This window comes from Pontibacillus chungwhensis (assembly GCF_030166655.1).
Classification (GTDB): domain Bacteria; phylum Bacillota; class Bacilli; order Bacillales; family BH030062; genus Pontibacillus.
In genome coordinates, this window is sequence record NZ_CP126446.1 from 1,057,551 (window position 1) to 1,070,985 (window position 13,435).

The 13,435-nt window shown below is 43.6% G+C and carries 13 protein-coding genes; 12 read left to right on the forward strand and 1 reads right to left on the reverse strand.

All coding sequences use genetic code 11. The features are described from left to right. Window positions 1–72: 72 nt before the first annotated feature. The 4 genes from QNI29_RS05475 to QNI29_RS05490 all read left to right on the forward strand — a co-directional run bounded on the left by QNI29_RS05475 (window position 73) and on the right by QNI29_RS05490 (window position 2,865). On the forward strand, window positions 73–843 hold the full coding sequence (locus QNI29_RS05475) for an SDR family NAD(P)-dependent oxidoreductase (RefSeq protein WP_231418299.1): 771 nt from the start codon (window positions 73–75) through the stop codon (window positions 841–843). A gap of 141 nt (window positions 844–984) precedes the next feature. Then, a complete protein-coding gene (locus tag QNI29_RS05480) occupies window positions 985–1,212 on the forward strand; it encodes a YdbC family protein (RefSeq protein ID WP_231418298.1) in 228 nt (75 codons plus the stop codon). 352 nt (window positions 1,213–1,564) lie between these two features. Then, the gene (locus tag QNI29_RS05485) at window positions 1,565–1,753 is read left to right on the forward strand and encodes a hypothetical protein (protein ID WP_231418291.1); all 189 of its coding nucleotides are present in this window, start codon (window positions 1,565–1,567) and stop codon (window positions 1,751–1,753) included. Window positions 1,754–1,974: 221 nt separating this feature from the next. Next, window positions 1,975–2,865 (forward strand): YitT family protein, encoded by an 891-nt coding sequence (locus tag QNI29_RS05490; RefSeq protein WP_231418290.1) that lies wholly within the window; start codon window positions 1,975–1,977, stop codon window positions 2,863–2,865. 47 nt (window positions 2,866–2,912) lie between these two features. Here the strand turns inward: QNI29_RS05490 and QNI29_RS05495 are convergent, their stop codons facing one another. Next, window positions 2,913–3,656: an STAS domain-containing protein gene (locus tag QNI29_RS05495; RefSeq protein ID WP_231418289.1), complete on the reverse strand. Its 744-nt coding sequence runs from the start codon at window positions 3,654–3,656 to the stop codon at window positions 2,913–2,915. Between the two features lie 365 nt (window positions 3,657–4,021). Here QNI29_RS05495 and QNI29_RS05500 point away from each other — a divergent pair, with 365 nt between their 5' ends. From QNI29_RS05500 to QNI29_RS05535, 8 genes are all read left to right on the forward strand, one after another. After that, a complete protein-coding gene (locus QNI29_RS05500) occupies window positions 4,022–6,403 on the forward strand; it encodes an LPXTG cell wall anchor domain-containing protein (RefSeq protein WP_284526879.1) in 2,382 nt (793 codons plus the stop codon). A gap of 54 nt (window positions 6,404–6,457) precedes the next feature. Then, entirely contained in the window at window positions 6,458–7,105 is a 648-nt protein-coding gene (locus QNI29_RS05505; RefSeq protein WP_284526880.1) for a class D sortase, read from the forward strand. A 111-nt stretch (window positions 7,106–7,216) separates the two neighbouring features. Continuing rightward, the gene (gene resA / locus QNI29_RS05510; RefSeq protein ID WP_231418286.1) at window positions 7,217–7,759 is read left to right on the forward strand and encodes a thiol-disulfide oxidoreductase ResA; all 543 of its coding nucleotides are present in this window, start codon (window positions 7,217–7,219) and stop codon (window positions 7,757–7,759) included. Window positions 7,760–7,853: 94 nt separating this feature from the next. Next, window positions 7,854–8,792: a F510_1955 family glycosylhydrolase gene (locus QNI29_RS05515; protein ID WP_231418285.1), complete on the forward strand. Its 939-nt coding sequence runs from the start codon at window positions 7,854–7,856 to the stop codon at window positions 8,790–8,792. Between the two features lie 209 nt (window positions 8,793–9,001). Next, window positions 9,002–10,390 (forward strand): sensor histidine kinase, encoded by a 1,389-nt coding sequence (locus tag QNI29_RS05520; RefSeq protein WP_231418284.1) that lies wholly within the window; start codon window positions 9,002–9,004, stop codon window positions 10,388–10,390. Then, window positions 10,383–11,072 (forward strand): response regulator transcription factor, encoded by a 690-nt coding sequence (locus tag QNI29_RS05525; RefSeq protein ID WP_231418283.1) that lies wholly within the window; start codon window positions 10,383–10,385, stop codon window positions 11,070–11,072. Before QNI29_RS05520 ends, QNI29_RS05525 begins: the two co-directional genes overlap by 8 nt. A gap of 81 nt (window positions 11,073–11,153) precedes the next feature. Continuing rightward, the gene (locus QNI29_RS05530; protein WP_231418282.1) at window positions 11,154–11,381 is read left to right on the forward strand and encodes an SHOCT domain-containing protein; all 228 of its coding nucleotides are present in this window, start codon (window positions 11,154–11,156) and stop codon (window positions 11,379–11,381) included. A gap of 33 nt (window positions 11,382–11,414) precedes the next feature. Continuing rightward, window positions 11,415–13,427, forward strand: coding sequence for a heavy metal translocating P-type ATPase (locus QNI29_RS05535; protein ID WP_231418281.1), 2,013 nt, complete (start codon window positions 11,415–11,417; stop codon window positions 13,425–13,427). Window positions 13,428–13,435: the final 8 nt, after the last annotated feature.

The following is a 13,435-nucleotide window of genomic DNA, read 5'->3' on the forward strand; positions in this document are numbered from 1 at the left end:
AGAGAATGTGTTTTACATATGACAAAAAAAGGAACACGAAGAATGAGGATGATCTAAAAGGAGTGAGCATACATGGGTAAATTAGACGATAAAGTAGCTGTTATTACAGGTGGGAGCGGTGAAATTGGAAAGGCTACAGCGAAGCTTTTCTTACAAGAAGGGGCAACTGTTGCTCTTGTTGATGTGAACGAAGATGCGCTGAAGGATGCAAAAGAAGAATTAAATGCAGGAGATACGGTGATGACCCTGACAGCTGATGTGACGAAGGAAGAAGATGTAAGCAACTATGTGGAAAAAGTGATCGATGCACATGGTCGTATTGATGTGTTCTTTAACAATGCTGGAATTGAAGGGAAAGTGGCCCCGATCGTGGAGCAGTCCCTTGAGAACTTCCAGAATGTATTGAACGTAAATGTGAACGGGGTCTTCCTAGGATTAAAATACGTAATGAAAGAAATGATGAATAAGGGTAGCGGTAGCATTATCAATACATCATCTGTAGCAGGATTGATGGGAAGCCCAGGCGTTGCACCATATGTAACGTCTAAGCATGGAGTAATCGGCTTAACCAAAACTGCAGCACTTGAAGGGGCACCGAGCAATGTGCGGGTAAATTCTATTCATCCATCTCCTGTAGAGGGTCGGATGATGCGTTCTTTAGAAGAAGGAATGAACCCAGGCGGTGGAGAAGAAGCAAAGCAAAAACAAATGAGCGCCATTCCGTTACAGCGTTATGCGGAAAGTGAAGACATTGCCAAGCTTGTTCTATTTCTTGCCTCAGACGACAGTCAGTTTATAAGCGGTTCCCAGTATCGCATCGACGGTGGTATGGGGGCTACATGATTTAAGATCTCTGTGCTTCTGCTTTATAGCAGAAGCACTTTTTTTTATGGGCTTTTCCGGCTAGATGTCCTAGTCTTGATGTTCTGCCAGTACGAGATTTGCTATACTTTTAATAGATTATTGAAGTAAAGGAGCATCACCATGGCAAATATCAAGTACGAAATCATCTCTGAAATTGGGACGATCTCTGAAAACCCAAAAGGATGGAAGAAAGAACTGAATGAAGTAAGCTGGAATGGAAGAGAACCGAAATATGATTTAAGAGATTGGGCTCCAGATCATGAGAAGATGGGGAAAGGGGTCACCCTGACAAAAGAGGAGCTCGTCCAGCTAAAACATATGCTAAATGCGATAGATTTGGAAGATTAACGAACGAATTGTAAATATGTTAGATCAAGGGAAAGTATAACATTTTTGTTGTCTTTAATTGAGAGGGCGGGATGTGAGCCCTTTTAAGCTGTAGGGCGTTCTTCCAACTAAGACAGGGATTGCCCGGGGACTTCGAGACTCCCGCGGGAAGAGGAGCCTAGGGGAGACCCCGGAATGAGCGTAGCGAATGAGGAGGCTTCCCAGCTCCCCGCAGGAAAGCGAGTTGTCCCCGGGCAATCCCAAGCACCTATAAACGTAACGCCCCCCCTCCACCCTTACTGGCCTATGCTACACGTTATCAGAAGAACAAACAGAGCACCTTTACCACAACGTTCAAGGTGATACCGGAATCATGAAAGGTGTTAATTTCCTAGCAGGCTTATTGCCTTATGGCTCAGGAATTATTGCGAATAATGGCTTTTCAACAGAAGACCGGGAAGCTATTGAGGAAGCCTACCATGATGATGTTGGTGTGAGAGTCACCATTGAAATGGCAGTCACTTCGTACGGAGACGATGTCACGTATGAACCTTTAAACTAATTATTTTACTCCTCCCCTTAGGGAGGAGTTTTTAATTTGGTTGTAAGTTATAAATCCCCAACTCAGCAAATTTCACCCCCTTCTGATAAAATTGTAAAAGTAGTTTGACGTATGCTCATAAGTGAGCAAGACCTAAATTGTGGTAGAGATCCATTTTATTTTCAGTAACACATAGATTGAAAACGATTCAAAGAAAAGGAAATAAAGGTGTGTAAAAACGAATGACTGAAGAAGAAATAATAAAAGCAGCGTCTGCTCATCGGGGGCTTTCGAAGTTAGAAATCATCAGAAGGGCCGTTATTATTGCGATCGGAATTGGGTTAGAAGCGGTTGCTCTTGAGATGTTCCTTGTGCCAAATGGCATTATTGATGGAGGGATTGTCGGTGTTTCGATTATGCTTCATCACATAACGGAGTTTCCCCTAGGGGCGTTTTTATTCTTACTTAACCTTCCGTTTTGTTATTTAGGGTATAAGCAAATCGGGAAGACGTTTTCTATTACGTCGATCTTAGCCATTATTGGTTTAGCTGTTCTGACCACTGTTTTAATACCCGTACCTAAATTCACGGACGATTTGCTGCTAGCTGCTGTGTTTGGCGGTGTTTTACTTGGTCTAGGCGTTGGACTTGTTGTCCGTAATGGGGGCTCGTCTGATGGGACAGAGATTCTGGCGATTTTCATTAATAAGCTATCTCCTTTTTCAGTAGGAGAAACGGTGATGTTTATTAATCTCTTTATTCTAGGGAGTGCGGGTTTTGTCTTCGGATGGAACAATGCGATGTATTCCTTGATTGCCTACTTTATTGCTTTTAAAATGATCGATGTGACAGCAGAAGGACTTGAATCCTCTAAATTCGCCTGGGTAATCAGTGATAAGTACAATGAAATTGGTGAAGCGTTGACGGACCGTTTAGGACGAGGGGTAACCTATCTGAACGGGGAAGGGGCTTATACCGGCGATAATAAAAAGGTAATCTTAATTATTATTACACGGCTTGAAGAAGCGAAAGTGAAGAACATTATTAATGATTTAGATCCGAAAGCCTTTCTCGCTTTAGGCGATATCCACGACGTTAAGGGTGGGGGCTTTAAGAAGAAGAATATCCATTAACAAAGAAATCCTGACCTAGTAGAATGCTGGGTCAGGATTTTTTAGTATTAAACAGTATGAGACTTCGAATAGATCGCTTCTACTGCATTTTGCAGAGTTTGATAGATTGCGGTGTTGTTTGGTTGCTCATAACTTGTGCTCCATTCTTTAGCTACAGCGGCTTGTATGCCTGTAAGGGTCACATTGATTCCGATTAGCTGAACGGTTTGAATGAGTTTTTCTACTTTCTTTAGAAACTCTAAGTCTATGGAATGAATGGCAGAGAAGTCTAGAATAAGATCTTTTGTGTTCATTTTAGATATGTTCTCAATTCCCTTATCAAGTATGTAATGAAACTCCAGGTTGTCAATAACCGGCTGAAGCGGGAAAAGTGCAATATGGTTGGTGACAGGAATGATCGTGACGGACATATTCTCCATGTTTGAAATGAGATCTTGCTGCTTCTCTTGATAGGCGGTAACATCTTGAAATTCAGCCATTGCTCCGATTTGTTCGTCGCCGTCCTTCAGAACTTTAGTTTTAAGAGAGAGATAGAGGCGGTAATTTCCCCATCTGTAAGGCATGGCCTCTAGTTCAATCTCTTCACCTGTGCGAACGGTATTTTCGATATGCCGGATATCGGCAGGGGCATCTGGGAATAGGTCGTACACGTTCTGGCCAATGGCTTCTTCTTGATTCACTTCAAGTAAACAAGCCCCCACTTCGTTTAATGCTGTAATACGGTATTCCATGTCGATTGCCATAACTCCAAACGAGAGATAATCCATCATTTGATTCGACATCTGGCTCATATGAAACGCTCCTTAAAAGTAGATTGCGGTTCTTAGCAACATTCTTACTCTCTTTTTTATACAAGAATAAGAATTCTTCTACCTTCATCATACTCCTCTTATATAAGGAAGCAAAATTTGAATAGCTTTAAGAGTAAATTAGTTTTATAAAAGTCTCCTTTTTTTTCTTGGTAAATGTTATTCATGTTATTATCCGTTTTTCTTGCGTGGTGAGGACGTTTGAACATAGTTTGAACCAGTGCAAATTTTTCAACTAAAATGTTTTTCCCAATAAGTTGGAATGTGGATAAGTTGTTCCCTATAGGTATGATAATGCGCGTCAAAAGCCTTATTCCTTTATAAGGAAAATTAATGGAGGTGCATGAATGGGAGAAAAACATTCGAGGTTACCGAAAGGGAAGAAAGATATCTTAAAACCAATCCTTACAACAGTTGTGACCACCTTTGTGCTTACGACACCATTTACGTTTACCGTACTAGATGGGGATTCTTCTTCTTTGATACAAAAGCGGGTTGTCTCTGCTGCTGATGTAAGTGTATTGACAGGAGCTTCTTTATCAGCTACTCAATCAGGCAACCAGATTACGCTAACGTTATCAGGAGGAGGAGCGGTCGCCCTCAGTTTACTTAACGAGGCAACGGCGTACTACCAATTGCCTCAGGAATTTATTGATGCAGGTCTTGTGAGTCAAGCGTCTTATAGTGGAGCTTACAGCGTTTCTTTAGTGGGGATCGGCGGAGTATCTTTATTAAATGATAGTGGAAATGTACCTTCTTCCTCTATTTCTGTCAATTCAAGCACAGGGGTCGTTTCCTTTGATGTTGGAACCCTTTTAAGCCTTGGTGCTCTCACATCTTTTGATAACAGTACTCAGACGTATAGCTTAACGATTCAGCTCCCGGAGTTACCAACCTCAGCAGATGGGACTTATACATTCTATGGGCAGGTGTTTGATTCACTCGCTACAGTTAGCTTACTTTCAAGTAGTGGTGCAACGGCTAGTGTAGCAGCTCCTCAAGCACCAGTAGATAGTGATGGAGATGGGTTAACAGATGAAGAAGAAGGCAACCTCGGAACAGACCCGAATGATGCGGATAGTGACGATGACGGGATCAATGATGGAGATGAGGTGGAAAATGGAACGGATCCTCTAGACCCAAATGACCCAGGGGACGGAGAGCCAGCAGATAGCGATGGGGATGGCCTGACGGATGAAGAAGAAGGCAACCTCGGAACAGATCCAAATGATGGAGATAGTGACGATGACGGGATCAATGATGGAGATGAAGTGGAAAATGGAACGGATCCTCTAGACCCAAATGACCCAGGGGACGGAGAGCCAGCAGATAGTGATGGAGATGGGTTAACAGATGAAGAAGAAGGCGATCTCGGAACAGATCCAAATGATGGAGATAGTGACGATGACGGGATCAATGATGGAGATGAAGTGGAAAATGGAACGGATCCTCTAGACCCAAATGACCCAGGGGACGGAGAGCCAGCAGATAGTGATGGAGATGGGTTAACAGATGAAGAAGAAGGCGATCTCGGAACAGATCCAAATGATGCGGATAGTGACGATGACGGGGTCAATGATGGAGATGAGGTGGAAAATGGAACGGATCCTCTAGACCCAAATGACCCCGGAGATGGAGAGCCAACGGATAGTGATGGGGATGGCCTGACGGATGAAGAGGAAGGTAACCTCGGAACAGATCCGAATGATGGAGATAGCGACGATGACGGGATTAATGATGGAGATGAGGTAGAGGACGGGACAGATCCTCTTGATCCCAATGACCCGGATCCAACAGATAGTGATGGAGATGGTCTGACGGATGATGAAGAGCGTGATCTTGGAACGGACCCAAATGATTCAGATACGGACGGGGATGGGGTAGACGATGGAGAAGAAATTTTAGATGGAACGGATCCGCTTCGAGAAGACAGTGACGGAGATGAATTGACAGATGGAGAGGAGAAAGCGTTAGGAACAGACCCAACTGATCCCGATACAGACGGGGATATCGTCAGTGATGGAGATGAAGTGATGAACGGGACCGATCCATTCCGTACGGATAGTGATGGGGATGAGTTAGATGACGGGGAGGAACGTTCCCTTGGTACCGACCCAACCGATCCGGATACGGACGGGGACATCGTTAGCGATGGAGGTGAGGTCTTAAACGGCACAGACCCACTTGATCCAGACACAGACGGAGATGGTTTGGATGACGGAGAAGAGAGAAGCAGAGGAAGCGATCCACTGGATCCAAATGATCCATTTAACCCCGAAGAGGATTTGGACGGTGATGGATTGTTGAATAGGGAAGAAGATGAATTGGGAACGGACCGAGAAAATGCAGATACGGACGATGACGGTCTGAACGATGGAGCCGAAGTCGACATGGGCACAGATCCTTTAAATCCGGACACTGATGGAGACGGAATCTGGGATGGCAATGAATTGGAGTTAGGCACAGACCCGCTAGATCCAGATACGGATGGGGATGGCCTATCAGATGGAGATGAAGTGCTTGGATCAGATCCGTTAGACCCGAATGATCCGATCATCTTGGAAGATGAAGAAGAGCAGGTTCAGGATGATGAAGAGGAATCAAAGGGCGATAAGCTACCAGATACAGCGACCAATTCTTCAAACTGGCTGTTTACAGGCATTAGTGCAGCGCTTCTTGGCTTGGGAATGAGATTCCGCAAAAAGAAAAAGCCACAAGAAGAGGAATAGGAGGGGGCACGTATTAAACGACTGGGGGAGATCCTAGCAGTAGCAGGTTTAGTCATGATTGTGATGGCGATAGCTCAAATGGTTCACCATGAGCGAAGTATTAGCGATTCTCTTGAAGAAGCGAAAGCCCTAATTCGGGAACAAGGAGTTCAAGCAGGGAAAGACCTCCTCCCGTCAGCTCCTTTAGCAAAAGCGTCTGATCACTCCCAAGCTCTGCAAAAGGAAGAAGGGGAGGAAGAACCAGAAGGAAAGGGTAACAGTCCTCATCAAGAGGAAGAAGAGAAACCAAACATAAAAACTGAGGAGCATCCACAAGGAGAAGTAATCGGTATACTCGAAATTCCAAGACTACAAGCGGAACTTCCTATTGTTGAAGGAACAAGTGCCGATCAGCTCCGGAAAGGGGTAGGGCATTATGCGACCACCCTCTTACCGGGGGAAGGCGGACAGATCCTTCTGTCAGGTCACCGAGATACAGTGTTTACAAGAATGGGTGAACTGAAGGAAGGGGATCAGTTTATCGTAAGGACTCGTCAAGGGAGTTATACCTATACCTTTACGCGCTCAAAGATAGTGGCTGCAGATGATACGACTGTAATCCGAACTTCGGACCGTGAGGAACTTGTGTTGTCGACGTGCTATCCGTTCTCGTTTCTTGGGAACGCACCAGATCGGTATGTGATTTATGCTTACCCAATGTAGACGCTATAGACCTATCTATAGCGTTTTTTTGTGGTTTTGGCATTCTGCATCATTTCTCCACACCTATTTGATATAAAGGGACAAGATTATGTAACGAAAAGGAGTGGGAATGTGAAAAAAAGAAAAAGATTGGTATTCCGAACAACCCTTTTGCTCTTATTTGCAGCTGCTATTAGCTATGCGGTTGTGCAAAGCTTCTCGGATGGTCGTTCTAAGTTGATCACAGAAGGAGACCAAGCTCCAGACTTTACGCTTGAAACATTAGATGGAGAAACGGTTCAGCTAAGTGACTACCGGGGGCAGGGGGTGTTCTTAAATTTTTGGGCTACCTATTGCCCACCTTGCAAAGAAGAAATGCCTTATATGGAATCACAGTATCAATCTTTTAAGGATGAAGGGGTCCAGGTGATCGCGGTTGATGTTGCAGAGCCCCGCGTGACGGTGAATCGGTTTGTAACGAAATATAACCTTTCCTTTCCGATCCCCATGGACTCAAATGAAGAGGTTATGAACGCGTATGGAGTGGGGCCGATTCCGGTCACCTTTTTGATTAACGAAGATGGTGTGGTGGTGGATCGTATTACAGCCGGTCTAACAGAAGAAGATATAAGAGGGTACATGAAGCAAATTCAACCAGAATCTTATCGAGAATAAGGTGAAAATGGACACGGGAACGCCACCGTTTCTGCACAAATTCTCCACAAAATTCTTTTATAGTGAAGGAAGGTTTAAGGAAGGAAGGATGACGATGATGATTTTTAGAAAAGTAGGAGCTGTATTCTTCTCCGCGACGTTTCTTTTGGCGGCATGTGGACAAGGTGAGGAAGAGAGTAGCACATCTTATAGAGAGCCCTTTGAAGGAAAAGTCGAACACGTACATGGAGTGGGGTTTGTTGGAGGAGATGATTTAGCACTAGCAGCTCACGATGGATTGAAGTTCTATAGTGATGGAAACTGCCAGCGCACAACAAGTGAGAACAATGACTACATGGGATTTAATGCAGTGGATAACGGTTTTTATACGAGTGGACATCCAGGGAAGGATTCACCTTTACCGAATCCAATAGGAATTCAAAAAAGTAACGATCTTGGCCAAAATTTAGATGCGGTAGCATTTGAAGGAGAATTTGACTTCCACCTCATGGGGGTAGGCTATGAAAATCATGCGATTTATATATGGAACGAGCACGGGAATGAAGCATTAGAGGAAGGGTTACACAAAAGCCTGGACGAGGGCAAGAGCTTTGAAGCAGTAGAGAGCAGTGGGGTTAAAGGAGAAATCAAGGATCTAGCAGTCCATCCAACAAATGAAGAAATGATAGCAGTTGCTACGAAACAAGGAATTTTCCTCTCAGAAGACGGTGGTCAAACGTTTGATGCTCTTTCAGAGAAACCAAATGGAACGTTTGTTTATTTTAAAGAGGATACGCTAACCTATGGTACGTTCGATAGCCAAGCTCATGTTATTCGATATGCGATAGAGGATCAAAGCTTTGAGGAAATAGCCATTCCTAAATTTGAGCAAGATGCGGTAGCCTATTTTTCAAGCGATCCGGAAGAGGAGAATCGAATGATGATCTTCTCTTTTAAAAATGATGGCTATTACACAGAAAATGGAGGAAAGAACTGGAGTAAAATAGTCGATCAAGGAAAAAGTGAAAGAATAAAACGTGAAGATAACCATTAAGATTGCATAGAATCTGCAAATTTAGTGGTTATTTTATTATTGTCAGGTGAGGATGACTTTAAGGCCAGTGGTTCTGTCGACTTCATAAGTGGTGTCCTGCCAACCAATGTTTATTCTTGGAACGACACGTTGAAATGTATATGATGAAATTGTGGGGGCTCACCCATCATACGTACTGAGAATAAAGATCAGACAAGCGAGGCGGGCAAATGAATAAATTATCATTTAAATTAGGTGTTTTCATTTTCACCATTATTATTTTAGTAGAGGCGATCTTGTTTCTATTTCTATATACGAATTTGGCGAACAGTCGCGAGGAAGAAGTGCTTGAAAACCTGCTGGCAAGAGGAAACAGTCACAGAGATGTATTGGAGAAGCGCTTTGATCAGGCTACCCTGAACCACGTAGCCCTGATGGAATCTGAAGCAGAATCCCTTGTGGTCATCACGAACAGGGATAAGGAAGTAATTGTTCAATCGGAACCTCTTCAGCCTGAAATTCAGCATCTATTAAATAAGTCGCTTCAAGATGTGAACCATTCAGGAAAAGTGTTAGATGGACATTGGCGAAGCAGTCAATACGTGGCTACGGTCAGTCCGATCACGCTTGAAGGGGAGATGGCAGGGTATGTGTATATGTTCTCCCCTACCATGGTTGTTCAACGAGTCATCAATCAGTTATCAAATCAATTCCTTCTTGTTGGGTTCATTGCTTTATTTCTTACAGTACTTGCGATTTTTATCCTAAGCCATTTTATAACAAGACCTTTAGTCAGAATGAAGAAAGCGACAGAAGGTTTAATTGAGGGGAAGGATCAAGTTAACCTCCATTACAAGCAAAACGATGAGTTAGGTCAGTTGGCTCATTCAATTGTTACGTTATCCAACGAACTGAACCGTCTCAAGCAAGACCGGAAAGATTTCTTAGCCAGTATTTCACATGAACTACGAACCCCTCTTACCTATATCAAAGGGTATTCGAACATAGCGAGTCGCAAAGGCCTCTCTGAGGAAGAGCAGAATCATTATCTTGGTATTATTAAAGAAGAAACGGAACATCTCACTCAGCTTGTGAAGAACTTATTTGACCTTGCCAAGATGGACCAAAATGAATTTTCCATTGAGAAGAGTCCGGTTTCCTTATGTGATTTAATGGCTAAAGTTCATGAGAAAGTGAGGCCGATCTTATCTGAACATGATCTTTCACTTCGCGTTCGTTGTGACGCGAAGGTGGTGGTGAATGTGGATGCAGAGCGCTTCCAGCAGGTGCTCTTGAATTTACTCGACAACGCGATTAAACATACTCCTGCTCACTCTCATATTGACATGAGTGTTTCTGTGGAAAATGGGAGAGTCGGTATTTCTGTTACAGATGAAGGAGAAGGCATCCCTGAGGAGGAATTACCCTACATTTTTGAACGCTTATACAGGGTGGATAAATCGCGCTCGAGAGAATATGGAGGATCTGGACTTGGGCTTTCCATTGTAAAAGAAATAGTAGAGAAGCATGAAGGAGAAGTAGCTGTGAAGAGTGAGCTTGGGCAAGGAACATCGCTCACCATTGTGTTGAAGAAGGAGGATCTACTTACTTATGAGTAATTTATTATTAGTCGATGATGAACAACGAATGCTTGAGTTACTGGAGCTTTATTTATCTCCTCACGGATACACATGTACAAAGGTGCAATCGGGTAAGGAGGCGATTCGCGCTGTAGAAGATCAGCCGTTCGATTTAATCTTACTAGATGTGATGATGCCAAAGTACGATGGGTGGAAAACGTGCGAAAACATTCGTGCGATCTCTGAAGTTCCAATTATTATGGTAACAGCCAGGGATCAAAAAACGGATATCGTTAAGGGCCTAAATATGGGGGCTGACGATTATGTGACGAAGCCCTTTGATGAGGATGAGTTGTTAGCAAGAGTAAATGCACTGCTTAGAAGAACGACGAATGAAGATCGAATCGAAGTAGATGGATTAATATGGGACGGGGAGAAATACCAATTAAGTTACCAAGGACACCTCATTCCTGTTACGCCTAAGGAGTTTGCCATGATGGGCCTTTTAATGAAGAAACCAGATCGTGTATTCAGCCGTGAACACCTGATTGATATGGTTTGGGGCATTAATGCCGAAACAGAAGGGCGAACGATTGATTCGCACGTGAGGAATATAAGAGAGAAAGTGAGACAAACCGGTTTCCCCATTGATGAATATTTTCAAACCGTTTGGGGAGTTGGGTATAAATGGGTGAAGGGAAAAGGGAAAGCTGTGCCATGATAGCTGGCATAGAACGTAGCGATCGGGCTACGACAATCTTTTATATACCCTGGTAAGTATTTTAAAAAGGAGGAATCACTTATGATGAATGGACAAGGAATGGGTGGATTTGGTGGAATGGGATTCACCTGGATGCTTGTAATAGGCATCATTTTTATCGCTGTCGCAATTCTTTTAATGAAAGGATTCAATTCGAGTAAACCGAAGCAATCATCCTCCTCACTCGATTCTCTGAAAGAACGGTTAGCTAGAGGAGAAATTTCAGAAGAAGAATACGATCGTTTAAAAAAGAAACTAGAGGAACACTAAGATCAAAATGACTTACATGTGGAGGGGTAAAGTATGGAGCACGAACATCACCAACATGAACATGAAGAACACGATCATGGAGATCACGAAGGCCATGATCATCACGATCATGGGGCGATGGTTGAAGATTTCAAAAAACGTTTCTATATTTCTTTAGTCGCTACCATCCCCATCTTACTCTTGTCACCCATGATTCAAGACTTTATCGGATTTGATTGGACATTTCCTTACGATCAATATGTATTATTTCTGTTAGCTACATTTGTTTTCTTCTATGGTGGGTGGCCGTTTCTTACAGGGGCCAAAGACGAGCTAAAGCAAAAGAGTCCAGGCATGATGACACTTATTGGTCTGGCCATAGCGGTTGCTTATCTTTATAGCTCACTAGTGGTCTTTGGACTCCAGGGGCGAAACTTCTTCTGGGAACTAGCCACTCTCGTCGACATTATGCTACTTGGCCATTGGATTGAGATGAAATCTGTTATGGGAGCATCCAATGCGTTAGAAGAATTAGTCAAGCTAATGCCAAATGAGGCTCACAAGGTCGACCAAGATGGAAATGTTGAAGATGTAGAAGTTTCCAAGCTACAAGAAGGAGATCATGTACTAGTCAAACCAGGTGAGAAAATACCAGTAGATGGGCAGATCATTGATGGGAAGACAACCATAGATGAATCCATGCTCACAGGAGAATCGGTACCTGTTGAGAAGGGTGAAGGAGAAGAGGCAATTGGTGGTGCCGTGAATCAGGAAGGGTCTGTGACGATTAGCGTTGAGAAGACCGGAGATGACACGTATTTATCCCAAGTCATACAATTAGTGAAAGAAGCGCAGGACTCCAAATCGAAAACTCAGGACATTTCCAACCGAGCCGCGAAATGGTTGTTTTACTTAGCGCTTGGAAGCGGACTACTTACATTTATCATTTGGTTAGCACTTGGTTTTCCACTTGATGTTGCAATGGAGCGCATGGTGACCGTCATGGTTATTACCTGCCCCCATGCGTTAGGATTAGCGGCTCCGTTAGTTGTAGCTGTTTCAACGTCGATTTCAGCGAAAAAGGGACTCTTAATTCGTAATCGTGCCAACTTTGAAGGTGCAAGGCAGTTGAATGCGGTTGTATTTGATAAGACAGGTACACTAACAAAAGGAGAGTTTGGAGTAACCGATATTATTCCAGTAGAAGGCCACGAAGAACAAGAAGTGCTACAATGGGCTGCTTCTTTGGAACAAAACTCTGAACACCCCCTTGCAGCCGGAATCGTAGAAAAGGCAAAGAAGGATTCTGTATCTTTAAAGTCAATCGAAGAATTTGAATCGTTGACCGGCAAAGGATTGAGGGGCACTGTAGATGGACATGAAGTGAATGTAGTGAGTCCAGGCTTTGTGGATGATCGGGGCTATACCTATGATCAGCAGGTTTTTGCTGACCTTTCTGAAGAAGGGAAAACAGTTGTCTTTGTCGTTGTAAATGAAGAGCTGTTCGGAATGATTGCACTAGCGGATATCGTAAGAGAGGATGCTAAAGAAGCCATAGACGCCCTGAAGGAATTGGATGTCCACTCCATAATGCTTACTGGAGACAATCAAAAAGTGGCAGACTGGGTTGCCAACCAGTTAGGAATAGATGAGGTGTACGCAGAAGTTCTGCCAGACCAGAAAGCGGAACAGGTGAAAAAGATCAAAGAAAAAGGATGGAAAGTGGCCATGACAGGAGACGGGGTAAATGATGCCCCAGCCTTAGCTACGGCGGATCTTGGCGTTGCCATTGGCACAGGAACAGATGTCGCAATGGAATCAGCCGATATTGTTCTAGTTAAAAGCAATCCGAAAGATGTCCTTTCCATAATGGAACTATCAAAGAAAACCTACAGAAAAATGATTCAGAATCTTTGGTGGGCGGCTGGGTATAATATTCTGGCCATTCCGTTAGCGGCCGGCGTTCTTGCCCCAATAGGCGTTATTTTAAGTCCGGCAGTAGGAGCGGTATTAATGAGTCTGAGTACGGTTGTGGTAGCGGTAAACGCTAAATTATTAAAAGCTTAAATCTCAAC